Origin of the sequence: Brevundimonas sp. NPDC058933 (genome assembly GCF_049315965.1) — a bacterium.
Taxonomy (GTDB): Bacteria; Pseudomonadota; Alphaproteobacteria; order Caulobacterales; family Caulobacteraceae; genus Brevundimonas.
Map to the genome: position 1 here is coordinate 19,575 of NZ_JBMOSL010000012.1, position 22,424 is coordinate 41,998.

The window sequence follows — 22,424 nt, forward strand, 5'->3', positions numbered from 1 at the left end:
CGCCGCAGGAGGGGGCCAGGATGCGACGTTTCATCAGCCGCTTCGGCCGCGACGACAGCGGCGCCACCGCCATCGAGTACGGCCTGATCTGCGCCCTGATCTTTCTGGTCATCATCGGTTCGATGCGTCTGGCTGGCGAAAAGGCCGCCGGCGTGTTCAACGCCGCGTTGACGGCCCTGACCCAGGCGGTCAGCTAGGCTCCTCGCCCGTCCGCTCGCGCACGCTCAGGGCGTCCGCCAGACGGGTCCTGGCCGACCCGCGCCGGGCCGGCTTCTGTTGGCTGTCGTGCGGCGCCCAGCCGGCCAGATGCACCATCTCGAACGTCGCTGGAATGCGCCCATCCGCCTCGGCGTGGCGTTCGGCGTAGAGCTGGGCCGCGCGCGCCAGGACAGCGCGGCTCAGCGGCCGGATCGGTCCGGCCAGCACATTGGTCTCGCCCATGGCCCGCAGGTCGCGCATCAGGGCGAAGGGATCGGCATAGCGCACGGTCACCCGGTCGACGTCGCTGACAGGCAGGGCGAAGCCCGCGCGCTGCAGCAGGCCTGCGCCGTCGAAACCGTCGGCGAAGGGCGAGACCCGGGCCTGGGCTCCGCCGTTCACTTCCAGTTCCGCCTCGGTCAGCACGCCGCGAAGCTCCTTCAGCGTCGCCGCTCCGAACAGGCTGGCGATGAACAGACCGTCGGGCTTCAGCGCCCTGCGGATCTGGGCCAGGGCGCCGGGCAGGTCGTTGGCCCAGTGCAGCCCCAGCAGGTTGACGATCAGGTCGGCCGACTGATCCTCCAACTCCAGAGGCCAGGCCCCCGGCGCAGCCCGTTCAGCGGTGGAGCCTGCGGCGCGCACCTCGGCCACTTGCGCGTGAGCCGGGCTGTCGGCCAGGGCGCGGGCGAAGACGCCGGGATGGGGCGACAGGTCGACGGGCGTGTGAAACTCGCGCAGGATCACCTCCAGACTGTTCACCGCATTGTCGGCGGCGCGAACGTGCAGGAAGTCGGCGTCGGGGAAACGTCGGGCGGCGCGGTTCAGGCGCGCGGCGCGGCGGGCGGCGTCGAAGATGATCGGGGGACCGGAGGAGGGGGCGCTCATGGCCGTTCAGGATGGGGGTTGGCGGGCCGGATTGAAAGACGGGTCGGCGCGTATATCGCTGGGCGCGCGTGGAATGGCGCGCGGTCTGCTCGACCTGCTGCTGCCCCCCATGGCCCACGACAGCCGCGAGGCCACCGCCTCGGCCGGCCTGTCGCCCGACGCCTGGAGCCGGGTGGTGTTTCTGGAGGCGCCCGTCTGCGACGGCTGCGGCGCGGCGTTTGAATACGATGGCGGCGATTTCGCCTCGGATCGTTGCCTGGCCTGTCAGGTCCAGCCCTACGCCTTCGCCCGCGCCCGGGCCGCCTGCGTCTATGACGAGGCCTCGCGCGGCCTGATCCTCAAGTTCAAGCACGGCGACCAGCAGCAGTTCGCCCCCCTGTTCGCGCGCTGGATCGCCCGGTCGGGCGCCGACGTGGTGGCCGAGGCTGACGCTGTGGTTCCGGTCCCCCTGCATCGCGGCCGTCTGCTGGCCCGGCGCTTCAATCAGGCGGCCGAGATCGCGCGGCCTCTGGCCCGCAACGCGGGGCTCGACTACCTGCCCGACGCCCTGATCCGGGCGGCGCCCACCGCCAGCCAGGGCGGCAAGTCGGCGCGCGGGCGGCGGCTGAACGTCAAATCCGCCTTCGCCGTCACCGAGGCCGGGCGTCGTCGAATCAAGGGCCGGCGCATCCTTCTGGTCGACGATGTCCTGACCACGGGGGCCACGGCCGAGGCCTGCGCCCGGGTCCTTTTGTCCGCCGGAGCGCGCGCTGTGGACCTGGCCGTCATCGCGAGGGTGCGAACTGCGCGCGAACCGCCTAAGTAGGGCGCTAGTCTGAATTCAGGAGAGTCCTCAGTGGCCGAAGTCGTCATCTACACCAAGCCCGGTTGCCCCTATTGCACCGCCGCCATGGGCCTGCTGAAGCGCAAGGGCGTCGCGTTCACCGAGATCGTCGCCTCGAACAACCCGGAAAAGAAGGCCGAGATGGTCGAGCGGTCGGGCGGCAAGTCCACCTTCCCGCAGATCTTCGTCGGCGAGAAACATGTCGGCGGCTCGGATGACATCCACGCCCTGGATGCGCGCGGCGGCCTCGACCCGCTGCTGGCGGCCTGATGGACGAGCGGCTCAATGTGGCGCTGGTCCAGACGCGGACGCCGGCGACGGCGGACGCAGGGCTGGCCCATGTCGAGCCCTTGATCCGCGAGGCGGCGGCGGGCGGCGCGAAACTGATCCTGACGCCCGAGGGGACCAACTTCCTCGAACAGCGCCGAAGTCTGCGCGACGCCGCACTGTCGAGCGAGGAGGCGGACGCCGCCGTCCTCGGCCTGCGCGCCCTGGCGAATGAGCTGGGCGTCTGGCTGCTGATCGGCTCGGCCATTGTGCGCTCGGGCGTGGATGGCGATGCGCGCGCCGCCAACCGCTCCCTGCTGGTTGATCCGACCGGGGCGATCACGGCCCGATACGACAAGCTGCACGTCTTTGACGTGGACCTGCCGAATGGCGAGACCTACCGCGAAAGCGCCTCGGTGCGCCCCGGCGAAGCCGCCAGCGTGGCCGACGCCCCCTGGGGAGGGCTGGGCCTGACCATCTGTTACGATGTGCGTTTCCCGTATCTGCACCGTCAACTGGCCCAGGCCGGGGCGGCCATGATCGCCGTGCCCGCCGCCTTCACCCGTCCGACCGGCGAGGCGCATTGGGAGACCCTGCTGCGCGCCCGCGCGATCGAAACCGGCGCCTTCGTCCTGGCTCCCGCCCAGGGCGGAACGCATGAGGACGGCCGCCAGACCTGGGGCCGCTCCACCATCGTTGGCCCCTGGGGCGAGATTATCGCCAAGGCCGACCATGACGAGCCTTGCGTCGTGTCTGCGACACTCGACCTCAGCGCCGTTCAGCGCGCGCGACAGGCTGTGCCTTCGCTGAAGCACGACCGCGATTTCGACTGGCCGCAATGATCCGCTACGCCCTGTCCTGCGACCACGACCACGGCTTCGAGGCCTGGTTCGCCTCCTCCTCCGACTACGACGATCAGGCCGAGCGCGGTCTGGTCGAATGCCCCTTCTGCGGCTCGACCGGCGTGCGCAAACAGGTGATGGCCCCGGCTGTCTCTGGCACGAAAACGGCTGGGCCAGCGCCGGACACGATGAAGCAGATGCAGGCCATGATGATGCAGGCGGCGCGCGAGGTGCGCGAGCACGTCGAGCAGAATTTCGACTACGTCGGCGACGCCTTCGCTCGCGAGGCCCGCGATATCCACGAAGGGCGCTCCGAGAAGCGCGAAATCTACGGCGAGGCCACCCCCGCTGACGTCAAGAAGCTGAAGGACGACGGCGTCCCCTGCGCCGCCCTGCCCAGCCTGCCGCCGGACCCGAAGAAGGCCAACTAAACGGATGGGGCAGGGGGAGAGATACGAGGAGTTCGCGCCGCCGCCTGCGTTGCGTCCCTTCATCCGCACCCTGTGGACCTACGCCGCGCCGGAACCCTCGGGCGCGGTGCAGCGCATCGCCCCCGACGGCTGCGCCGAACTGGTGATCGACCTGGCCGCGCCCTATGAGGAGCAGGGCGAGGACGGCGTCTTCCGCCCCCAACCGCCGGTCATCTTCGCCGGCCAGATGACCCGGCCCATGGCCATCCGCCCCGTCGGCCCGATCGAGATCGTCGCCGCCCGGTTCGAGCCGGATGGCGCGCGCGACTTCCTCGGTCTTCCGCTTGTTGAGGCAACCGACCGGCGACTGGATTTGGTCGCGCGGCTCACGGGCTTTTCCGCGCCCGCCGGCGATCCGGCGGGGCAGGCGGCGGCTCTGTCCGACTGGCTGGAGGGTCAGCGTCTTGCCGGCGACTGGCGCATCGACCCCGCCGTCCGCGCCGAGGTCGCCGCCGCTGAACGCGAGGGCGAGGCGCCGTCCCTGTCGCCCGCCGACCGCCGCGCCCTGCAACGTCGCTTTCGCGACCGGGTCGGCGTGGCCCCGCGCACCCTGCGGTCGGTCTTTCGTTTCCGCCGCGTCTTCGACCACGCGACGGGCCAGGACGCCGACGCCGCCTCCTGGCTGGAGGCCGGGCTGGCTGCCGGCTATTTCGATCAGCCGCAGATGGCGCGCGACTTCCGTCGCTTCCTCGGCTGCACCGCCAGCGAATGGGCGCGTGAGCAGATGGAGCTGGCCCGTCAGTTGGCGTCGCAAACCTACAAGCGAGACGGGCTGGACTGATCTAGGCTGCTTTCCGAACCGAGGAGGGAGACCTTGATGTCGCTGCTGAGCACCCTGATGGCCGCCACTCTGCTGCAGGCGCCTGCGCCCGACCTGTCGTGGCTGGCCGGCTACTGGCTGGACTGTTCCGGCGGGCGTGAGGCGTCCGAGACCTGGAGCGACCCGCGCCTGGGGCTGGTCGTCGGTTCCGCCGTGACCGTGCGCAATGGCCGCAGCGGCTTCGAAAGCGCCCATATCGGCCCGGCTCCCGATGGCGGCCTGGCCTATTTCGCCCGGCCCGAAGGCGCACCGGCGACCCCTTTCCGCCTGATCGAGAGCGGGCCGCAACGCGTGGTTTTCGCCAACCCTGACAACGACTTTCCGCATCGTATCCTCTATCAGCGCGAGGGGGATGTGCTGACCGCCCGCATCGAGGGGGCGGATGATGATGAGACCCGGAGTGTGGAATGGACATTCAACAAGGCGCCGCTGAACGCGCGCTGCCCCAGCTAGAGTGGCGGCCCATGACGCCTGCCGACATCGACGGCGTCGTCGCGGTCGCCCGCCTGTCCTTCCCCGACCATTTCGAGGCGCGCGAATGCTTCGCCGAACGTCAGGCCCTGGCCCCCGAGGGCTGCTTCGTCCTGTCTGACGAAGCCGGAAGCGTCAGGGGCTATCTGATGGCCTATCCCTGGCGCCGGAACAGCGCCCCGCCGCTGGACAGCCTGATCGGCGCCATCCCCGAGGAGGCTGACGTCGTCTATCTGCATGATCTGGCCCTACACCCCGAGACGCGCGGCGGCGGCTATACCCGGCTGATTGTCGAGCGTCTGGCCGAACAGGCGAAGGCGGCGGGTTGGCGTGAGATCGCCCTGGTGGCCGTCAATGAGGCGACCGCCTTCTGGGAGCGTAACGGCTTTGGGGTGCAAACCCCGCCCGGCATGGCCGAGAAGCTGGCCAGCTATGGCGCCGACGCCCGCTACATGATCCGGGCGCTCTGACGGAACCGGGTCGCCGGTTCGGCGCTTTCAGACGCCATGACCGTCAAACGCCTTCTCCCCCTCGTGCTCCTCGTCGGGGCCGCCGCTGCTCTCGGCGCCTGCGCCACCCTGCAACGGGGGCCGGTCGGCAACGCCGCCGTGCCGCAGCCCGCCAAGCCGGTGGAGCTGAACCGATACCTCGGCCGCTGGTACGAACTGGCCCGCTACGAGGCCGGCTTCCAGAAGGACTGCGAGGCGGTGACCGCCGACTACAGCCTGCTGGAGAATGGGCCGGTCCGCGTCCTGAACCGCTGCCGACAGGGCGCCATCGACGGGCCGGTCAAGCAATCCGAAGGCAAGGCCAAGGTGGTCGAGGGCAGTGAGAACGCCAAGCTGAAGGTCTCCTTCTTCGGCCCCTTCTATGTCGGCGACTACTGGGTTCTGGACCATGCCGACGACTACAGCTGGTCGATCGTCGGCGAGCCGTCGGGCCGCTACCTCTGGATCCTCAGCCGCGAGGCCCGCCCCGGAACGGAAACGCGTCAGGCCCTGCGCAGCCGGGTTCAGGCCCTAGGCTACGAGCTGTCGCTGCTGCGCGAGACTCAGCAGCCGGGCTAGGCGAGGCGCGACGCGACGAAGGCGACCCGCTCGGCGACGGGCGCCTTCGGCAGCTCGATCAGGTCGTAGCCGAAGCGCGGATAGACCTCGGCCATGGCGTCGAAGGTGCGCTGCGCCTCGTCCAGATCCTGCCGTCGCTCGGCGTCCCGCGCGAAGATCTCGGGCCAGACCGGGGCGATGAAGACGCGACGGTCATAGCGGATTTCCCGCGCCGCCCGCTCGACGTGGGCCGGGACCGGCAGGCCGCACAGGCTCAGGTAGCCGACCACGTCGGGCGTTCCCCGGTCGAAGAAGATCGGTCCCTCAATGTCCGCGAACCGGGCGTGGGCCGCCAGCTCACGATCCAGCATCAGCTCGGCGAACAGGGCGCGATCACGCCAGGGCAGGGCCTGACCGTCGATGGCCTGCTGGCGGCGGATGATTGCCCGCCCGGCCTCCGGCGAGGTCGCGTGACCCGCCGCCGCCAGAGCCTCGATCAGGCTGGTCTTGCCGGAGCCGGGGCCGCCGGTGATGACGATGCGCGGATTGGCGATCACGGCATCCCTGATCCGGGCCGCGTCGCCATCATCATGTAGTTGATGCCCACGTCGTCGCCCTCGCTCCAGCGGTCGTTGAGCGGGTCATACGCAAGCCCGTAAGGGCCGGTGACGGTCAGGGGCTCGCCGTCCAGCATGGCGCGCAGTTCGTCGGGCTTGAGGAACTGGCGCCAGTCGTGGGTGCCGGCCGGGACCCAGCGCAGCAGGTATTCGGCCGCCACCTTGCCGAGCAGCAGGCCCTTCAGCGTACGGTTCAGGGTGGCGACGATCATCATCCCGCCGGGCTTGATCAGCTTGGAGCAGGCGCGGACGAAGCCTTCCGGATCGGCGACGTGCTCGATCACCTCCATGGTCAGGACCACGTCGAAGGGACCGGCGCCCGCTTCCACCATCTGCTCGACGGTGGCGGCGCGATAGGCGATGTCGAGGCCCATCTGTTCGGCGTGGGCGCGGGCCGTGCCGATGTTCTCGGACGAGGCGTCCAGGGCCGCGACCTCGAACCCCATGCGCCGCATCGGCTCGGCGATCAGGCCGCCGCCGCAGCCGATGTCGATCAGGCTGAGACCGTTAAAGGGCGCGCGGGTCCGCACGTCGCGCCCGAAATGCTCGGCGGCGCGGTCGCGGACGAATTTCAGCCGCGCCGGATTGAAGCGGTGCAGGGGCGCGAACGGCCCCTTCGGGTCCCACCACTCGGCCGCCTGGGCCGAGAAACGGGCCACATCGGCAGGATCGATGCTCGGCCCCTCGGCACGATCGGTTGCAAAGGGTGAAAAACCCTCTTCGCTTTGGGGTTTGCGCGGCTCAAGGCTGTCGTTAGAAGCGGACATGGCCGCAGGCATGAACCGCCTTGGCCGCCCATGCAAGCAGGGGACGAAACGCCACGATGACGCGGCCCGAAACGACACGACTGGTGATGAAGTTCGGGGGGACCTCCATGGGGGACCTCGAGCGTATTCGTCGTGCGGCGCGAATAATCGCCGCCGAGGCCGCCAAGGGCAAACAGATCGCCGTGGTGGTGTCCGCCATGGCCGGCAAGACCAATGAGCTGGTGGCCTGGACCGACGGCGCCGGACAGGCGGCGGCAGGCCTGCCCCTGTCGGACGACGAATACGACGTGGTGGTCGCCTCGGGCGAGCAGGTGACGTCGGGGCTTCTGGCCCTGACCCTGCGCAACATGGGCCTGAACGCGCGCAGCTGGATGGGATGGCAGATTCCGATCCTGACCGACGACGCCCACGGCCGCGCCCGCATCGAGGATGTGCCGGGCGACGTTCTGGGCGCCGCCGTCGACGGCGGTCAGATCGCTGTGGTGCCCGGCTTCCAGGGCGTGACCCGCGACGGCCGCATCACCACTTTGGGACGCGGCGGTTCCGACACCTCGGCGGTGGCGGTGGCGGCGGCGCTGGGCGCGCCTTGCGACATCTACACCGACGTGGACGGCGTCTATACGACCGACCCCCGCATCGAGAGCCGCGCGCGGCGCCTGGAAAAGGTCTCCTACGAGGAGATGCTGGAAATGGCTTCCCTGGGGGCCAAGGTGCTGCAAACCCGCTCGGTCGAACTGGCCATGGCGAAACAGGTCCCGGTTCGGGTCCTGTCCAGCTTCATCGAGCCGGATGAAAATGGAAATCTGCCGGAAAACGCCGGCACCCTGATTTGTGACGAGGATGAGATCGTGGAAAAGCGCATCGTTTCCGGCGTGACCATGAGCCGGGACGAAGCCCGGATCACGCTGCTGGGTCTGGCGGACCGCACCGACGCCCCCGCCGACGTCTTCACGCGTCTGGCCGAGGCCAACGTCAACGTGGACATGATCGTGCAGAGCCAGGCCCGCACCGAGGGGGCGGTCAACCTGACCTTCACCACGGGACGCCGCGACGCCCAGCGCGCCGCCGAGATGATGACCGCCGCCAAGGCCGAGATCGGCTTTGAAGAGCTGCGCATCGACGCGGACGTGGCCAAGATCTCGGTCATCGGCGTGGGCATGCGCAGCCACGCCGGCGTGGCCCAGACCATGTTCCGGGCCCTGGCCGACAAGGGCGTCAAGTTCCAGGCCATCTCGACCTCGGAGATCAAGATCAGCGTGCTGATCGAGGACGCCTATTCCGAACTGGCCGTGCGGGCGCTGCATGCGGCCTACGGGCTCGACGCGCTATAGGATGAACAGAAACGCCGCCCTATCTGATCAGCGGGCGGCAAGGCGGGAGCGACCATGGTGAAGGGCGGATTGACGACGAGGGGGCCTCGCAACCTCCTGCGCCAGATCCGCGAAGCCATGGCCGGCGGCGGCCCGGCGCAGGAGCGGCTGGACATGGTGGTGCGCACCATCGCCCAGTCCATGGTGGCCGAGGTCTGCTCCATCTATCTGCGCCGCGCCTCGGGCGAGCTGGAGCTGTTCGCGACGCAAGGGTTGAACCCCGAAGCTGTCCACAATACGCGACTGCGTCCCGGCGAGGGCCTGGTCGGCGAGGTGGCCCGGCTGGCCCAGCCGATCAGCCTGTCGGACGCCCCCTCCCACCCCAGCTTCTCCTATCGCCCGGAAACCGGCGAAGATCCCTTCCACGCCTTCCTCGGCGCGCCGCTTCTGCGCGGCGGCCGGGCCATCGGCGTCCTGGTCGTCCAGAATCGCGTCGCCCGTCGCTACGACGAGGAAGAGGTCGAGGACATCCAGACCATCGCCATGGTCCTGGCCGAGACGGTCGCCTCGGGCGAACTGCTGGCCCAGGACGAACTGCGCGACGTCGAGGTGGCCCCTCATCGCCCCGAACGGTTGAAGGGTCAGAAGTTCGCCGAAGGCCTGGCCTATGGCGTGGTCGTCCAGCACGAGGCGCCTCTGGCCCCCGAGCAACTTCTCTCTGACGATCCGGTCGCCGAGGAAAAACGGCTGGCGGAAGCGCTGTCGGCGCTCAAGGCCGGCATCGACGTCATGCTGGAAGGCGGGCAGGGCAAGCTGGGCGGCACCTCGTTCGAGGTGCTGGAAACCTATCGCATGTTCGCCGACGACCGGGGCTGGAACCGCTCGCTGGAAGAGGCTGTGCGTTCCGGCCTGACCGCCGAGGCCGCCGTTGACCGGGTCCGCAACGAACACCGCGCCCGCTTCGCCAAGGCCCGCGACCCCTATATCCGCGAACGCCTGCACGACTTCGAAGACCTGGCCAACCGTCTGCTGCGGGTGCTGGCGGGCGACAATCCCGGTCACCGCGACCTGCCCGACGACGCCATTCTGGTGGCCAGAAACCTCGGCCCCGCCGACCTGCTGGAATATCCACGCCACAAGCTGCGGGGCCTTCTGCTGGAAGAGGGCTCGGCCGCCAGCCACGCCGCCATCGTGGCGCGGGCGCTTCAGATCCCTTGCGTCGGCCGTCTGCAAGGCCTGCGCGACCGCCTGTCCGAGGGCGATCAGGTCATCGTCGACGGCGAGACGGGCGAGGCCTACCTGCGCCCCCGTCCCGACATGCTGGCGGCGGTCCAGACCCGCATGGCCGTGCGCGCGCAGCGCCGGGCCGAGTTCGACCTGCTGCGGGACATCCCCGCCGTCACCAAGGACGGCACGCGGATCACCGTCCTGACCAACGCCGGTCTGGCCGTGGATCTGGAAAATCTCGACGCCACGGGGGCCGAGGGCATCGGCCTGTTCCGCACCGAGTTCCAGTTCATGGTCTCGGACGAACTGCCGCGTCTGGACGCCCAGACGGCGCTCTACAAGCTGGTGCTGGATGCGGCGGGCGACCGGCCCGTAACCTTCCGCACCCTGGACATCGGCGGCGACAAGGTCCTGCCCTATCTCGACAATGAGCGGGAAGAGAATCCGGCCTTGGGCCGTCGCGCCATTCGTCTGGGGCTGGACCGTCCGGCCCTGCTGCGGATGCAGGTGCGCGCCCTTCTGGCCGCCGCCGCCGGGCGCGAGCTGCGCGTCATGTTCCCCATGATCGCCACGGTGGACGAGTTCCGCGCCGCGCGTGAACTGGTCGATGTCGAGTGCGACTGGGCGCGACGTCGCGGCCGACCCCTGCCGTCCCTGCTGCGTGTCGGGGCCATGGTCGAATGCCCCAGCCTGCTGTGGCATCTGGACGCCCTGCTGCCGCTGACCGACTTCGTCTCGATCGGCACCAACGACCTGTTGCAGTATATGTTCGCCGCCGACCGGACCAATCCCCTGGTCTCGGACCGCTATGATCCCCTGTCGCCCCCTGCCCTGCGCGCCCTGGCCGAAATCCAGCAGAAGTGCGCCGACAGCGCCACGCCGGTCTCGGTCTGCGGCGAACTGGCAGGGCGTCCGCTGGAAGCCTTCGCCCTGATCACCCTCGGCTACACCCGTCTGTCCGCCCCGGCGGGCGGGGTGGGGCCGGTCAAGCGGATGATCCTGTCGGCCGACCTGCCCGCCGCCCGTCGCGGGATGAACGTCCTGCTCGGCTCCTCGGCCGGATCGGTGCGCGGCGAGATCGAGTCCCTGGCGCGCAAGCTGAATATCGCCGTCTGAAGCGGAGCCGCTTTTCCCGCGTTGCCCGCTTGGATCGCGTCGTCTAAGCGAGGGGGAGGGCGTGTTTGCGCCCCCACTGACGGAACCCCGCATGGATCAGGATCGGCACGACGCGCCGTCCCTCGAGGACGCCGAGACGCTGGGCGAGGCCCTGCGTGCGGCTCGCCTCGCCTCGGGCCGTTCCATGGCTCAGCTGTCGACCATGACCCGGGTGCATCCCCGCTATCTGACGGCTCTGGAGCAGAACGAGTTTTCGGTCCTGCCGTCACGCATCTTCTCCATGGGCTATGTCCGCGCCTATGCCGGGGCGCTCGGCCTGGATGAACTGACGGCGGTCGAGCGGTTCAAGCGCGAGTTTCCTGAGGCCGCGGTGCCGCTGCAGGCACCGACCGGCGCCGCCCTGCAGCAGATGCGCCGCACCTCGCCCAGGATTCTGGCGGCGCTCGGCGTGCTGATTCTGGCCGTGGTCGGCTGGAACGTCTTCCAGCGCGTGGTTCGTATCGAGCCGCCGCATCCGTCCGACCTGGTCGCCGTGCCCAAGGACTGGGCGAAGGAGGCCGACGCCGAGGTCGAGCGTGCCCTCTACCTGGGCGCGCCGCGCGCCGCCCCGCCGGACCAGACCACGCCCGCCCTCTACATCACGCCAGGCCTCGAGGCCCAGCTGACGGGCGTCGACCCGGACGATCCCAACGCCGTCGTCCCGCCGGCCCCCCCGGTCCAGGCCGCCTTCAATCCTCGCGGTCCCGTATACGGCTCGTCGGCCATCGCCTCCCAGGTCATCCTGCAAGCCAGCAAGCCCGCCAGTCTGGTCATCCGTCAAGGCGACGGCCGCATCCTTTTCGCGCGCCAACTGGCCGCAGGCGAGGCCTGGCGGGCGCCGCCCAATGTCTCGGCCACGGTCGATGTCTCGGATCCGACGGCCTTCGACGTCTATCTGAATGGCGAGCACAGCGGCGTCCTGCCGGGCCCCCAGTCGCCCCTGGGGCAGTTGAACAGCCGCGCCCAGACCGCCGCCCGCCAGTCCGAGGCCCGCGCCGCCGCCGCTGCGGAAGCCTTGACCCGCGCCCGCGCGGCCCAGGCCGCCGCCGCCCTGGCCGCAGCGCCCGCTCCGGCAGGGGTCCCGCCGGCCGCCCCCGCGCGTCCGGCGGGCTGAATCGCGCGGATCACGGCTGATGTCGTGGTTTTGCCGTCGTTCCTCGCCTATGTTCCGCGCGACATGAGCAGTTCCGAACTCGGCCACATCCGTCCCTGGCGCCATATCGAGCGCCGCAAGAGCCGCCAGATCATGGTCGGCTCGGTCCCGGTCGGCGGCGACGCCCCGATCAGCGTCCAGTCTATGACCAATACGCCGACGACCGATGCAGCGGCGACGCTGGATCAGATCCGTCAGCTGGAGGAGGCTGGCGCCGACATCGTCCGCGTCTCCTGCCCCGACGAGGAGTCGACGGCGGCCTTCAGGACCATCGCCCGCGAGGCCCGCGTGCCGCTCGTGGCCGACATCCACTTCCACTACAAGCGTGGGATCGAGGCGGCCCAGGCGGGCGCCGCCTGCCTGCGCATCAATCCGGGCAACATCGGCTCGATCGACCGGGTCAGGGAGGTCGTCCAGGCCGCCCGCGACCACGGCTGCTCCATGCGCATCGGCGTCAACGCCGGCTCGCTGGAAAAGGAACTGCTGGAGAAGTACGGCGAGCCCTGTCCCGACGCCATGGTCGAGAGCGCGCTGAACCACGCCCGCATCCTTCAGGACCTCGACTTCCACGAGTTCAAGATCTCGGTGAAGGCGTCCGACCCCTTCCTGACGGTCGCCGCCTATCAGCAGCTGGCCGAGGCCATCGACTGCCCCCTGCACCTGGGCGTCACCGAGGCGGGACCCTTGCGCACCGGCACCATCAAGTCGGCCATCGGCATGGGGAACATGTTGTGGGCCGGCATCGGCGACACCATTCGCGTCTCCCTGGCCGCCGACCCGGTGGAAGAGATCAAGGTCGGCTTCGACATCCTGAAATCCTTGGGCCTGCGTCACCGGGGGGTGAACATCATCGCCTGTCCGTCGTGCGCGCGCCAGGGATTCAACGTCATCGAGACGGTGGCCATTCTCGAAGAGAAGCTGGCCCACGTCTCGACGGCCATGTCGCTGTCGATCATCGGCTGCGTCGTCAACGGCCCGGGCGAGGCCCTCTATACCGACGTCGGCTTCACCGGCGGCGGCAAGGGCGCCGGCATGGTCTATCTGAACGGCAAGATCGCCGGCAAACAGGCCAATGACGGCATGATCGACCACATCGTCGAACTGGTCGAGGCCAAGGCCGCCGAACTGGACGCCGCCCGCGCGGCCGCCGAATAAGCCGCCGAGTGAACATGAAGCTCTACATCACCACCCCCTCGCCCTTCGCGCGCAAGGTCCGCATCGTCGCTCGTGAGAAGGGCCTTTCCGGGCGGATCGAGGAGGTCGCGGTCGACCCTTACGCCAATGCGCCGGAACTGCTGGCCACCAATCCGGTGGTGCAGGTGCCGACCCTGATCGCCGATGACGGCCTGCCGCTGACCGACAGCCCGGTGATCGCCGAGTATCTGGACATGATCGGTTCCGGCCCGCGCCTGCTGCCCGCCGACGGCGCCGAGCGTCTGCGCGTCAAGCGTCTGGAGACCCTGGCCAACGCCACGCTGGAGATGGGCGTCAAGCTGGTGCTGGAGAAGCGCCGGCCTGAGCACGAGCGCTCGCCGTCGTGGATTTCCCGCTGGACCTTCAACATGGGCCGGTCGCTGGACGCGCTGGAAGCCGCCGCGCCGTCGGCTGATGATTTCAACATGGGCGTGCTGAGCGCCGGGATCGCCGTCAGCTGGGTCAGCTTCCGCCACCCTGACTATGACTGGCAGACGGGCAGGCTCAACCTCGTGGCCCTGCAGGCCGCATTGGAACAGCGCCCGAGTTTCCAGGCCACCGTTCCGGCCTGACGACGCCGAACCTAGAGGAAATGAAGGGGCGGGATCGGCGCAGGCCGGGCCCGCCCTTTTCCGATCAGCCGAACAGACCGGCCAGTTGCGCGCCCTGGAAGGCGGCGAGGAAGACCAGCAGGAAACCGACCGAATAGGTCAGGATCTTGCGCGGGATCTTCTTGACGATCAGGCCCGCGAACGGGGCGGCGATCAGGCCGCCGACCACCAGCCCGCCGACGGCGGCGGCGTGGTTCTCCAGCGCCCCGGCCTCTTCCCAATGGCCTGTCACCAGGGCCCAGACGAAGGTGGCCGACACCGCGACGGTCAGAAAGAACTCGGCGGTGTTGACGGTGCCGATGGCCTTGCGCGGATCATGGCCGGCGCCGACCATGGTCGAGGAGACCGTCGGCCCCCAGCCTCCCCCGCCGACCGCGTCCAGGAAGCCGCCGACCAGGCCCAGAGGCCCGGCGACCCAGGTGGGCAGGTGTCGCAGGGTGGTCTCATGGCCCGCCCGCCACAGGATCCACACCCCGATCACGGCCAGGTAGGCGATGATGAAGGGCTTGATAATCTGACCGTCGATGCCCGTCAGGACATAGGCGCCCAGAACCCCGCCGATCACCCCTGCGATCGCCAGCGGCAGAAACAGCCGCCAGTCGACGTTCTTGTGCCCGACGTGGCTGCCGGCCGAGGCGGCGGTGGTGAAGACCTCGGCGGCGTGGACGCTGGCCGAGGCCATGGCGGGCGGCACCCCCAACGCCAGCAGCACCGAGGACGAGATCACGCCATAGGCCATGCCCAGGGCGCCATCGACCGCCTGGGCCAGGACGCCCACCAGCAGGAACAGGAAAAAGGTGTCCATTCAGCCCTCTGGCCGCGTCGCGCGCGCTGGCTGCATCAGGAGCACCGCGCGCCCGGCTTGGCAATGGCCGACGCGTTGCGGGCCGAGGAAGACAACAGGATCAGCCGCGCGGCTCCAGTCGCGCCAGGGCGTCCAGCACGTCGCGGCCGGTATAGGGCTTGATGACCATGGCGGCGGCCAGTTCGGCGTTGGCGGCGGCGGCGCTGACGTCGCCCGACAGGAAGACCACCGGCACGCCCCAGCGCGTCTTCAGGCTGCGGGCCAGATCGACGCCCGTGGCCTCGCCGGACAGGTTGATGTCCAGCAGGGCCGCGTCGATGGGGTGAAGCGCGGTCGCGGCCTCGGCGGCCTCGGCGCTGTGGAAGGGGCCGACAACGCGATGTCCGGCGGCGTCCAGCGTCTCGGTCAGGGCCGCGGCGGCCTCGGCGTCGTCCTCGACCAGAAGGATGGTGAGGGGCTCGAGCGGCTGCGGCGCGTCAGGCGTTTCCGCCGGCGCCTGACGCACGAGGACGGCGCGCAGGGCCGGCCACAGGGCAGCGGCGGGACGGTCTGCGTCCAGGTCGAAAATCTTGGCGAGCGCCTTCAACTCGGTTTCCGCGTCTTGGGAAACCGCCGCGTCCGGGCGCTCCAGCAGCCCGTCGTAGAGGGCGCAGAGTCGCGCCACGTTTTCGTCGGCGCCCACGGCGGAACCTGCGTTGCCATCGAACATGCCCGTCTCCTGTCTTGCTTCAGCCCCGGTGGAGCTAGGGGGTTTGCAGATGCGAAGAAACCGCTCTGACGGCCTTGTGACGGTTGTTCACAATCGCTCCATCTGCGCGTGTTCGGGCCTTTTCATCGACAGGAAGCGGTCCGGCGAGTATGGCTCCGCCCTCGAATTTTTGTTCAGAGGACGCTCCCTTGCGACTGCCCCAGGCCCGGCTTGATCAGGTGCTCGACCGTTTCCACCAGGTGGAGGCGCGCATGGGCGCGGCTTCGGACGGCGCCGAGATCGTGCGTCTGTCCAAGGAATACGCCGAGATGAAGCCGGTGGCCGACGCGGTCCAGGCTCTCGCCCGCGCTCGCGCCGAGGTCGAAGACCTGCAATCCATGGCCGCCGACCCGGAAATGGCCGCCATGGTCGCTGACGAGCTGGACGTCCTGAACGCGCGCCTGCCGGAGCTGGAGCGCGAGGTCGCCCTGCTGCTGGCCCCGCGCGACGCCGACGAAAACGCCTCGGCCGTGCTGGAAGTGCGCGCCGGCACCGGCGGCGACGAGGCCGCCATCTTCGCCGGCGACCTGTTCCGCATGTATTCGCGCTACGCCTCCACGCGCGGCTGGCGGGTCGAGATCGACAGCACCACCGAAGGCGACGCCGGCGGCTACAAGGAAATCATCGCCACCGTCACCGGCGAAGGCGTGTTCGGGCGGCTGAAGTTCGAGAGCGGCGTCCATCGTGTCCAGCGCGTGCCCGCGACCGAGTCGCAGGGTCGCATCCACACCTCGGCGGCCACGGTGGCGGTCCTGCCCGAGGTCGAGGACGTGGAGATCGAAATCCACGACAAGGACATCCGCATCGACACCTACCGCGCCTCGGGCAGCGGGGGGCAGCACGTCAACACGACTGATTCCGCCGTGCGCATCACCCACCTGCCCACCGGCATCATGGTGACGTCGTCGGAGAAATCCCAGCACGTGAACCGCGACAAGGCCATGAAGAACCTGCGTGTCCGCCTGTACGACATGCAGCGTCAGGCCAAGGATCTGGCGCGGTCCGACACCCGCAAGTCGCAGGTCGGCTCGGGCGACCGGTCAGAGCGCATCCGCACCTACAACTATCCGCAAGGCCGGGTCAGCGATCACCGCATCAACCTGACCCTGCACAGCCTGCCGCAGATCATGGAGGGGGACATCGACCCCTTGCTCAACGCCCTGATCGCCGAGGATCAGGCGGCGCGCCTGGCGGATCTGGAAGCCGAGTTCAACTAGGCTTTCAGCGGCTCCTGATGCGCCGCTTCAGCACCTTGTCTCCCAAGGCTTCGGCGTATTTCAGGGTAAAGGCCAGGGCCGCCGGGTTGCCCCGGCGCGGGCCGACGGAATCCGCCATGACCGCGCCCCGCTCGCCGATCGGCAACGGCGCGCCGGTGGTCGTGTCCAGCGCCGTCTGATGTTCGATCTCGGCGTTCAGCCGGGCTCCCATCAGGATCACCTGCACCGAAATCCAGGTCCACAGCAGGAAGCCCATGGCCGCCGCCAGCGGGCCGTAGGAGTCGGTGCGAACGAAGTTGCTCAGGAACCAGCTGAACAGGAAGGACACCAGCAGGCTGAGGGCGGCCGCGAACAGGGCCCCCGGGGTCAGCCAGCGCCAGCGCGCCCGCGCCCGGCACGGCCCCATCCGATAGATCAGGGCCAGGGCGCCGACGTAGCCAAAGAAAAGCAGCGGCCAGCGCAGCGGCGCCAGATGGGCCCATTCTTCTTCCAGCCCGAAGACCGACAGAACCACCGGCACCCCGACCACCAGCCCTGCGCTGATCAGCACGGCCAGCAGGGCCGAGACCGTGAACCCCATGCACATCAGGTTGTAGGTGATGATGTTACGCCGCTCGACCTCGTGATAGGCGAGGTTCAGGCCGTAGAAGAGGGTCTTTACGCCACCGTTGGCCGCGAACAGCGACAGGGCCAGGGTCCAGGCCAGGGTGAAGGTCAACTGGCCGGTCGAGTTGCCGGCCAGCCGCGACATCTCGGCGCCCAGGAACTGGGCCACGTTCGACGGCAGCACGGAATAGAGGAAGCTCAATCTTCCCCAGGCGTCGGCCGGATCAGCGAACAGGCCGTAGATGGTGACGAAGGCGCCCAGGGTCGGGAACAGGGCCAGCAGCATGAAGAAGGTCACGCCGCCGGCGACGAACCCCACGCGGTCGCCGAAATAGCCCATGCCGGTGCGCCAGGCGATGTCGACCCAGCCCTTGCGCGGGATATGGACCGGATGCTCGGCCAGTCGGCCTCGCCCGGGTTCCTTCAGGTCGAAGTCTTCCGGCGAGGGATCGCGCTGCGGCAGGGGCTCGGGACGCCTGGGACGCAGTTCGACGCCGAACCTGTGACCCTGCGTATAGAGCAGGTGCGCAGCCGTAGCGCCGGCCGCCAGACCGCCCGCCGCGGCGCCGACAAAGCGCCATATCGCGCTGCCCGATCGCCTGTCGGAGTTTCGCCTTGAAAGATTCTGCATCCCCATCCGCTCCAGAACGGTCACGCTGTCTCTGCGTTCCGTCTTGAAATCGCCCGCAGCAAGCGCCAATCACCAGACATGTCCGAAAACGCCCCCGCCGCCCCGACCCTGCTCTCCGCCTGGAAGGGCGCGCAAGCCCAGTTGAAAGCCGCCGGCATCGACAGCCCGTCGATCGACGCCCGCCTGCTGCTGGAGGCCTCGACCGGCGTGGGCCGCGTCGACATCCTGAATGACCCCTATCGCGTTCTCGACGCCGACAGGTTCGCCGCCTTCGAGGCCATGGTCGCACGCCGGCTGAAGCGCGAACCCGTGTCGCGCATCCTGGGCAAGAAGGGCTTCTGGAAGATCATGCTGAACGTCACGCCCGACGTGCTCAGCCCCCGTCCGGACACCGAGACCCTGCTGGACGTCGTCGTTCGCGCTTTTCCGCCCCATCGCGCCTTCGACATGATCGACCTGGGCGCGGGCTCCGGCGCCATCCTTCTGGCCGCCCTGGTCGAGCGGGCCGGCGCACGCGGCGTCGGCACCGACATCTCGACCGAGGCCATCGCCGTGGCGCGCGAGAACGCGGCCAACCTGGATCTGGACGGTCGCTGCACCTTTGTTCGCACCGAATGGGCCGCGGGCTTCGCCGACGCCAGCTTCGACCTGGTGGTGTCCAACCCGCCCTATATTCCGACCGGGGACATCGCTGGCCTGGATCCCGAGGTGCGCGATCACGATCCGCACCTGGCGCTGGACGGCGGCCCTGACGGCCTGCAGCCCTATCGCGACCTGGCCCCCGAGATCGCCCGCATCCTGCGCCCGCAAGGGGTCTTCGCCGTCGAGATCGGCTGGGACCAGGGACCGGCGGTCAAGGCCCTGTTCGAAGCGGCGGGCTTCGCCGGGGTCAAGGTGGTCAAGGATCTGGGCGACCGCGATCGCGTGGTTACGAACGGACCGGACCCGCGCGTGGATCCCATCCCCGAGGCCTGACGCGGGTGGCGCGGGCGACGCAATAAAAGCCTTGGAAACGACGCCATCGCGCGCTAAGTCCTTATCTGTCTCCCACTCATACGCATCCTTTTCGGGCAGGTTTGCTCGCTCAAGCGCGTCTGGGCCAGTGACGGCCGGGCTGGTCAGCTTGGCGGACCACAGGGCGACGAACGGTTTTCCGAGCACATCGATACGGGGATTGGCCCCGACCGAACGGAACGACGAACTGGGTCCTGCCCGTCCTTAACCGACGGCGGCCCGCACCAGCACGGTAAGCTCCGATGAGAGATTTCAAGGGCATGAAGCGTCAGCGCGGACGCAACCGGAAGCCCGGCAGCGGCGGCGGCAACAACGCCAACGCCACCAATCCGAACCGGTCGTGGGACTCGCAGGGCCCTGAGAACATCAAGGTCCGCGGCAACGCCCAGACGGTCTATGAGCGCTACATGCAGCTGGCGCGCGACGCCTCGGCTGCCGGCGACCGGGTGCTGGCCGAGAACTACACCCAGCACGCCGAACACTATTTCCGCGTCCTGCGCGCCCTGCAGCCCCAGCGTCCGGTCAGCGAGATCGCCCAGCGCGAACTGGCCGGTCAGGGCTTCGACATCGACTTCGAAGACGAGTCGGGCGCCCAGGCCGCCGCCATCATCGCCGCCGCCCAGGCCGAGCAACAGAAGATCGACGACGACGCCCGCCGCCAGGCCGAGCGCGCCGAACGCGAAGCCAACCGCGACCGCGACTTCAACAACCGCGACCGCGACAATTATCGGGATCGCGACAACAACCGCGACCGGGATCGTGAACCCCGCGAGCCCCGCGCCGAGCGCGAACCGCGCGAACCGCGTGAGCAACAACAGGGCGAACCCCGCGCCGAGGGCGAGACCCGCGAGGGCGGGCGTCGCGAGACCCGCCGCGAGCGCTGGGAACGGCGACGCGAGGAACGCAACCGCCGCTTCGAGAACGGCGAGGCCACGCCTGAAGACGAGGCGCGCGCCCTGTCCGAGGCTGAATATGTTCCTGAGGCGGGGGCGGAGGACGCGCCGGTCAGTACGCCAGCCGTCGAGGTCGAGGACACCGATGCTCGTCCCGCCCGCGCCCCGCGCCGTCCACGCGCCGACCGCTCGCCGGTCGCCGACGTTCCGGCCGAAGGAGAAGTCAGCGACGGCATGGGCCTGCCGGGCTTCCTGACCCGCCCCTCGGCGTCGTCTTCGGACGAGGCTGTGGAAGAGGCTCCGGCGCCCAAGCGTCGCGCCCCGCGTCGCAAGGCCGAGCCCGCCGCCGACGAGGGATGATCGGTCGCGTGCAACTCTAGCGCGCATATTTACATAACCGCAATCTATAGTCGTCACTCTCGAGGCATCGGGAGGACGTGCGATGGAACTCGTTCTGGTGGTGGTTGCCCTGGCCCTGTCCGGCTGTGGGGCGGGGTTGCGGCTTGCGATAAGGGCAAGGCGCGAGGGGGCGATCCTGCGGCGGTTGAACGCCACGCTCGAGGCGCGCGCCGAGCAGCGCGCCCGGGAGTTGCAAGCGGCCCTGACCGCCGCCGAAGGTCAGGCCGCCCATGTCGAGGCGGCGCACCGGGCCAAGTCCGAATTCCTGGCCAGTATGAGCCATGAACTCCGCACCCCGCTGAACGCCGTCATCGGCTTTGCCGATCTGATGCGGATGAATGAAGCTCACGAGCCGCTCACTCATCGCCAGCATCAGGCGGTCGAGCAGATCCGCGTCGCCGGCGCTCGACTGCTGACCCTGGTCGACGAGGTGCTGAACCTTGCCGACATCGAGGGCGGGCGTCTGGCGCTGACGGTCGAGCGGGTCGATCCGCTGTTGATTGCGCGGCAGGTCTGCGAGGGCATTCGGCCCATGGCCGAGGCGGCTGGAATCGAACTGCGGGAACCCCCGTCCGTGGCGGGTCTGGCCGCCCGCGCCGACCGCGAGCGCCTGCGTCAGGTGCTGACCGCGCTGGTCGCCAACGCCGTCAAGTACAACCGTCCCGGCGGCGCGGTGCTGATCGAGGCGGGGCAGTCGACCGAGGGCGTCAGCCTTCGCGTTCAGGACACGGGGCCGGGTCTGCCCGCCGACCGTCTTGAAGGCCTGTTCCAACCCTTCAATCGTCTGGGTCGGGAGGCCTCCGACGTGCCGGGCGCGGGTCTGGGGCTGGCGGTGGCGCGGCGTCTGATCGAGGCCATGGGCGGACAACTGGACGCCGAAAGCGGGGAGGGGGAAGGCGCTGTCTTCACCGTCCGGTTGCCGAACGCTTCGGAAACGCCGCGCACCCTGACGGCCTCGCCGGTTCCCGCGACCAGCCTGCCTTCGGCGACCCTGCTCTATGTCGAGGACAATCCTTCGAACATCACCCTGATGCGTCATGTGATCACGGCCCTGGGGCGCATTCAGCTGCATGTGGCCGAGACCGGAGCGGAGGGGCTGACCCTGGCGCGCGACCTGAAGCCCGACGTGATCATCCTCGATGTCAACCTGCCCGGCATGGACGGGTTCGAGGTCAGGGCTCGGCTGGCCGAGGATCCGCTGACGCGCGGCGTGCCGGTGCTGGCCCTGTCGGCCCGCGCCGCCCTGGCTGATATTCGGCGCGGACGTGAGGCTGGCTTCGTCGAATACCTGACCAAGCCGCTGCAGATTCCGGCCCTGGTCGAGGCCCTGTCACGCGCGTTGACGCCGGGCCCGGATGTCGCGGTCCTCGGCCTCGACGCCGCTCGCCGTCGTTTGGACGAACGACGTGCGATCTAGTCGGGGTTGACGCGGGGCGTCGAGAGAGCTTCCTAAAGAAGTGGGGCTTTTCGACCCTGTGCTAGGGAGAGCCCATGTCACGTTCGTCGGCCGGCGTTTCGTCTTTCAGGGCGAGGGTTGCTCGGGGTCTGATCCCGGGCCTTCTGGCGACGCTGCTGCTGGCGGGCTGCGCCACGACGCCCCCGCCGCCGCCGCCTCCACCCCCCGCTGTGACGCCCGACGCCCCGACCGCGGGCGTGCTCAGCGACTGGCGCGGCGTCATCACCGCCGCCGATCGCGATCGCTATCAGCGTCTTGACGCCGCATGGACCCTGGCGCTGCAACAGGCCAGGCGACAGCCGGGGTCTGGCAGTCTGGCCAGCCTGGGCGAGCTGATCGACCCGGACGCCGCCCGCCCGTCGGTGACGCCGCCGGTCGGGACCTACCGCTGCCGCACAGTCAAGCTGGGCTCGCAGGGCGGGGACGAGGGCTTGGGCTATGTGGTCTACGGCTGGTTCGCCTGCCGTATCGAGCAGACCGCGGCGGGACTGAAATTCTCCAAGCTTACCGGCTCGCAAAGGCCCAGCGGCCTGTTGTTCCCCGAGAATGATCGCCACATGATCTTCCTCGGCTCGATGGCCCTGGCCTCTGAACCCGCCGCCCGCTCCTATGGCCAACGGCCGGATCGCGACATGGTGGCCGTGGTCGAGCGCATTGGCGAGCGCCGCTGGCGTCTGGCCATCCCCTGGCCGGCCAATGAATCCAACCTCGATCTGATTGAACTGGTCCCGGCGCCGCCAACGTCCGCGCGGCGCTGATCCGCCGTGCGGCCTTGACCGGCCGCATGGCCGGCGTCCAC

At 69.3% G+C, this 22,424-nt stretch carries 25 protein-coding genes; 19 read left to right on the forward strand and 6 right to left on the reverse strand.

Translation table 11 applies throughout. The features are described 5' to 3' along the window. Nucleotides 1–20 precede the first annotated feature (20 nt). Complete coding sequence (locus ACOZBP_RS15280) at nt 21–197, forward strand: Flp family type IVb pilin (protein ID WP_422677178.1); 177 nt, start codon at nt 21–23, stop codon at nt 195–197. Here ACOZBP_RS15280 and ACOZBP_RS15285 read toward each other — a convergent pair. Continuing rightward, nucleotides 190–1,083: a methyltransferase domain-containing protein gene (locus ACOZBP_RS15285; protein WP_422677179.1), complete on the reverse strand. Its 894-nt coding sequence runs from the start codon at nt 1,081–1,083 to the stop codon at nt 190–192. The genes ACOZBP_RS15280 and ACOZBP_RS15285 overlap by 8 nt on opposite strands. Between ACOZBP_RS15285 and ACOZBP_RS15290 the strand changes: the two genes are divergently transcribed. Genes ACOZBP_RS15290 through ACOZBP_RS15325 form a run of 8 tightly spaced genes read left to right on the forward strand, consistent with a single transcriptional unit; the run spans nt 1,082 to nt 5,843 of the window. Continuing rightward, on the forward strand, nt 1,082–1,888 hold the full coding sequence (locus ACOZBP_RS15290) for a ComF family protein (RefSeq protein ID WP_422677180.1): 807 nt from the start codon (nt 1,082–1,084) through the stop codon (nt 1,886–1,888). The two genes, ACOZBP_RS15285 and ACOZBP_RS15290, sit on opposite strands and share 2 nt — an antisense overlap. A gap of 30 nt (nt 1,889–1,918) precedes the next feature. Further along, a complete protein-coding gene (grxC, locus tag ACOZBP_RS15295; RefSeq protein ID WP_422677181.1) occupies nt 1,919–2,176 on the forward strand; it encodes a glutaredoxin 3 in 258 nt (85 codons plus the stop codon). Further along, a complete protein-coding gene (locus tag ACOZBP_RS15300) occupies nt 2,176–3,015 on the forward strand; it encodes a carbon-nitrogen hydrolase family protein (protein WP_422677182.1) in 840 nt (279 codons plus the stop codon). Before grxC ends, ACOZBP_RS15300 begins: the two co-directional genes overlap by 1 nt. After that, nucleotides 3,012–3,446 (forward strand): DUF1178 family protein, encoded by a 435-nt coding sequence (locus ACOZBP_RS15305; RefSeq protein WP_422677183.1) that lies wholly within the window; start codon nt 3,012–3,014, stop codon nt 3,444–3,446. The genes ACOZBP_RS15300 and ACOZBP_RS15305 overlap by 4 nt, the downstream gene beginning before the upstream one ends. Nucleotides 3,447–3,450: 4 nt before the next feature. Beyond that, entirely contained in the window at nt 3,451–4,266 is an 816-nt protein-coding gene (locus ACOZBP_RS15310) for an AraC family transcriptional regulator (RefSeq protein ID WP_422677184.1), read from the forward strand. Nucleotides 4,267–4,302: 36 nt separating this feature from the next. Next, the gene (locus ACOZBP_RS15315; RefSeq protein ID WP_422677185.1) at nt 4,303–4,758 is read left to right on the forward strand and encodes a DUF6265 family protein; all 456 of its coding nucleotides are present in this window, start codon (nt 4,303–4,305) and stop codon (nt 4,756–4,758) included. Beyond that, entirely contained in the window at nt 4,713–5,246 is a 534-nt protein-coding gene (locus ACOZBP_RS15320) for a GNAT family N-acetyltransferase (RefSeq protein ID WP_422677186.1), read from the forward strand. The genes ACOZBP_RS15315 and ACOZBP_RS15320 overlap by 46 nt, the downstream gene beginning before the upstream one ends. 36 nt (nt 5,247–5,282) lie before the next feature. Continuing rightward, the gene (locus tag ACOZBP_RS15325) at nt 5,283–5,843 is read left to right on the forward strand and encodes a lipocalin family protein (RefSeq protein WP_422677187.1); all 561 of its coding nucleotides are present in this window, start codon (nt 5,283–5,285) and stop codon (nt 5,841–5,843) included. On the opposite strand, the gene ACOZBP_RS15330 is transcribed toward ACOZBP_RS15325, so the two are convergent. Both ACOZBP_RS15330 and ubiG read right to left on the reverse strand, forming a co-directional pair. Continuing rightward, a complete protein-coding gene (locus ACOZBP_RS15330; protein WP_422677188.1) occupies nt 5,840–6,379 on the reverse strand; it encodes an AAA family ATPase in 540 nt (179 codons plus the stop codon). The two genes, ACOZBP_RS15325 and ACOZBP_RS15330, sit on opposite strands and share 4 nt — an antisense overlap. Further along, nucleotides 6,376–7,206 carry a bifunctional 2-polyprenyl-6-hydroxyphenol methylase/3-demethylubiquinol 3-O-methyltransferase UbiG gene (gene ubiG / locus ACOZBP_RS15335; protein WP_422677189.1) on the reverse strand — a complete coding sequence of 277 codons (831 nt, stop codon included), beginning with the start codon at nt 7,204–7,206 and terminating at the stop codon, nt 6,376–6,378. The genes ACOZBP_RS15330 and ubiG overlap by 4 nt, the downstream gene beginning before the upstream one ends. A gap of 56 nt (nt 7,207–7,262) precedes the next feature. Here ubiG and ACOZBP_RS15340 point away from each other — a divergent pair, with 56 nt between their 5' ends. The 5 genes from ACOZBP_RS15340 (at nt 7,263) to ACOZBP_RS15360 (ending at nt 13,817) form a co-directional block, all read left to right on the forward strand. After that, the gene (locus tag ACOZBP_RS15340; RefSeq protein ID WP_422677190.1) at nt 7,263–8,537 is read left to right on the forward strand and encodes an aspartate kinase; all 1,275 of its coding nucleotides are present in this window, start codon (nt 7,263–7,265) and stop codon (nt 8,535–8,537) included. 54 nt (nt 8,538–8,591) lie between these two features. Beyond that, complete coding sequence (ptsP, locus tag ACOZBP_RS15345; RefSeq protein WP_422677191.1) at nt 8,592–10,859, forward strand: phosphoenolpyruvate--protein phosphotransferase; 2,268 nt, start codon at nt 8,592–8,594, stop codon at nt 10,857–10,859. A gap of 91 nt (nt 10,860–10,950) precedes the next feature. Beyond that, nucleotides 10,951–12,012 carry a helix-turn-helix domain-containing protein gene (locus tag ACOZBP_RS15350; protein ID WP_422677192.1) on the forward strand — a complete coding sequence of 354 codons (1,062 nt, stop codon included), beginning with the start codon at nt 10,951–10,953 and terminating at the stop codon, nt 12,010–12,012. Between the two features lie 63 nt (nt 12,013–12,075). Continuing rightward, nucleotides 12,076–13,206: a flavodoxin-dependent (E)-4-hydroxy-3-methylbut-2-enyl-diphosphate synthase gene (gene ispG, locus ACOZBP_RS15355; protein WP_422677233.1), complete on the forward strand. Its 1,131-nt coding sequence runs from the start codon at nt 12,076–12,078 to the stop codon at nt 13,204–13,206. 14 nt (nt 13,207–13,220) lie between these two features. Continuing rightward, nucleotides 13,221–13,817: a glutathione S-transferase N-terminal domain-containing protein gene (locus ACOZBP_RS15360; protein WP_422677193.1), complete on the forward strand. Its 597-nt coding sequence runs from the start codon at nt 13,221–13,223 to the stop codon at nt 13,815–13,817. Nucleotides 13,818–13,881: 64 nt separating this feature from the next. On the opposite strand, the gene ACOZBP_RS15365 is transcribed toward ACOZBP_RS15360, so the two are convergent. Together ACOZBP_RS15365 and ACOZBP_RS15370 are read right to left on the reverse strand one after the other, a co-directional pair. Next, on the reverse strand, nt 13,882–14,661 hold the full coding sequence (locus ACOZBP_RS15365) for a sulfite exporter TauE/SafE family protein (protein ID WP_422677194.1): 780 nt from the start codon (nt 14,659–14,661) through the stop codon (nt 13,882–13,884). 100 nt (nt 14,662–14,761) lie between these two features. Continuing rightward, nucleotides 14,762–15,370: a response regulator gene (locus ACOZBP_RS15370; protein WP_422677195.1), complete on the reverse strand. Its 609-nt coding sequence runs from the start codon at nt 15,368–15,370 to the stop codon at nt 14,762–14,764. A 188-nt stretch (nt 15,371–15,558) separates the two neighbouring features. Between ACOZBP_RS15370 and prfA the strand changes: the two genes are divergently transcribed. Next, nucleotides 15,559–16,626 (forward strand): peptide chain release factor 1, encoded by a 1,068-nt coding sequence (gene prfA / locus ACOZBP_RS15375; RefSeq protein WP_422677196.1) that lies wholly within the window; start codon nt 15,559–15,561, stop codon nt 16,624–16,626. Between the two features lie 4 nt (nt 16,627–16,630). Here the strand turns inward: prfA and ACOZBP_RS15380 are convergent, their stop codons facing one another. Next, nucleotides 16,631–17,887, reverse strand: coding sequence for a YihY/virulence factor BrkB family protein (locus tag ACOZBP_RS15380; protein WP_422677197.1), 1,257 nt, complete (start codon nt 17,885–17,887; stop codon nt 16,631–16,633). Between the two features lie 54 nt (nt 17,888–17,941). On the opposite strand from ACOZBP_RS15380, the gene prmC reads away from it, so the two are divergent. The 4 genes from prmC (at nt 17,942) to ACOZBP_RS15400 (ending at nt 22,383) form a co-directional block, all read left to right on the forward strand. Then, nucleotides 17,942–18,838 (forward strand): peptide chain release factor N(5)-glutamine methyltransferase, encoded by an 897-nt coding sequence (prmC, locus tag ACOZBP_RS15385; RefSeq protein ID WP_422677198.1) that lies wholly within the window; start codon nt 17,942–17,944, stop codon nt 18,836–18,838. 281 nt (nt 18,839–19,119) lie between these two features. Next, nucleotides 19,120–20,130 (forward strand): DUF4167 domain-containing protein, encoded by a 1,011-nt coding sequence (locus ACOZBP_RS15390; protein ID WP_422677199.1) that lies wholly within the window; start codon nt 19,120–19,122, stop codon nt 20,128–20,130. 82 nt (nt 20,131–20,212) lie between these two features. Then, nucleotides 20,213–21,586 (forward strand): hybrid sensor histidine kinase/response regulator, encoded by a 1,374-nt coding sequence (locus ACOZBP_RS15395; RefSeq protein WP_422677200.1) that lies wholly within the window; start codon nt 20,213–20,215, stop codon nt 21,584–21,586. 74 nt (nt 21,587–21,660) lie between these two features. Further along, the gene (locus ACOZBP_RS15400; RefSeq protein ID WP_422677201.1) at nt 21,661–22,383 is read left to right on the forward strand and encodes a DUF4893 domain-containing protein; all 723 of its coding nucleotides are present in this window, start codon (nt 21,661–21,663) and stop codon (nt 22,381–22,383) included. Nucleotides 22,384–22,424 lie beyond the last annotated feature (41 nt).

Coding starts and splice junctions, on each gene's coding strand:
- prmC (WP_422677198.1), top strand. CDS start 17,942: ATGTCCGAAAACGCCCCCGCCGCCCCGACCCTGCTCTCCGCCTGGAAG.
- ACOZBP_RS15280 (WP_422677178.1), top strand. CDS start 21: ATGCGACGTTTCATCAGCCGCTTCGGCCGCGACGACAGCGGCGCCACC.
- ispG (WP_422677233.1), top strand. CDS start 12,076: ATGAGCAGTTCCGAACTCGGCCACATCCGTCCCTGGCGCCATATCGAG.
- ubiG (WP_422677189.1), bottom strand. CDS start 7,206: ATGTCCGCTTCTAACGACAGCCTTGAGCCGCGCAAACCCCAAAGCGAA.
- ACOZBP_RS15350 (WP_422677192.1), top strand. CDS start 10,951: ATGGATCAGGATCGGCACGACGCGCCGTCCCTCGAGGACGCCGAGACG.
- ACOZBP_RS15390 (WP_422677199.1), top strand. CDS start 19,120: ATGAGAGATTTCAAGGGCATGAAGCGTCAGCGCGGACGCAACCGGAAG.
- ACOZBP_RS15315 (WP_422677185.1), top strand. CDS start 4,303: ATGTCGCTGCTGAGCACCCTGATGGCCGCCACTCTGCTGCAGGCGCCT.
- ACOZBP_RS15290 (WP_422677180.1), top strand. CDS start 1,082: ATGGCCGTTCAGGATGGGGGTTGGCGGGCCGGATTGAAAGACGGGTCG.
- ACOZBP_RS15365 (WP_422677194.1), bottom strand. CDS start 14,661: ATGGACACCTTTTTCCTGTTCCTGCTGGTGGGCGTCCTGGCCCAGGCG.
- ACOZBP_RS15320 (WP_422677186.1), top strand. CDS start 4,713: ATGGACATTCAACAAGGCGCCGCTGAACGCGCGCTGCCCCAGCTAGAG.
- ACOZBP_RS15305 (WP_422677183.1), top strand. CDS start 3,012: ATGATCCGCTACGCCCTGTCCTGCGACCACGACCACGGCTTCGAGGCC.
- ACOZBP_RS15310 (WP_422677184.1), top strand. CDS start 3,451: ATGGGGCAGGGGGAGAGATACGAGGAGTTCGCGCCGCCGCCTGCGTTG.
- ptsP (WP_422677191.1), top strand. CDS start 8,592: ATGGTGAAGGGCGGATTGACGACGAGGGGGCCTCGCAACCTCCTGCGC.
- ACOZBP_RS15395 (WP_422677200.1), top strand. CDS start 20,213: ATGGAACTCGTTCTGGTGGTGGTTGCCCTGGCCCTGTCCGGCTGTGGG.
- ACOZBP_RS15340 (WP_422677190.1), top strand. CDS start 7,263: ATGACGCGGCCCGAAACGACACGACTGGTGATGAAGTTCGGGGGGACC.
- ACOZBP_RS15285 (WP_422677179.1), bottom strand. CDS start 1,083: ATGAGCGCCCCCTCCTCCGGTCCCCCGATCATCTTCGACGCCGCCCGC.
- ACOZBP_RS15400 (WP_422677201.1), top strand. CDS start 21,661: ATGTCACGTTCGTCGGCCGGCGTTTCGTCTTTCAGGGCGAGGGTTGCT.
- ACOZBP_RS15325 (WP_422677187.1), top strand. CDS start 5,283: ATGACCGTCAAACGCCTTCTCCCCCTCGTGCTCCTCGTCGGGGCCGCC.
- ACOZBP_RS15360 (WP_422677193.1), top strand. CDS start 13,221: ATGAAGCTCTACATCACCACCCCCTCGCCCTTCGCGCGCAAGGTCCGC.
- ACOZBP_RS15300 (WP_422677182.1), top strand. CDS start 2,176: ATGGACGAGCGGCTCAATGTGGCGCTGGTCCAGACGCGGACGCCGGCG.
- ACOZBP_RS15370 (WP_422677195.1), bottom strand. CDS start 15,370: ATGTTCGATGGCAACGCAGGTTCCGCCGTGGGCGCCGACGAAAACGTG.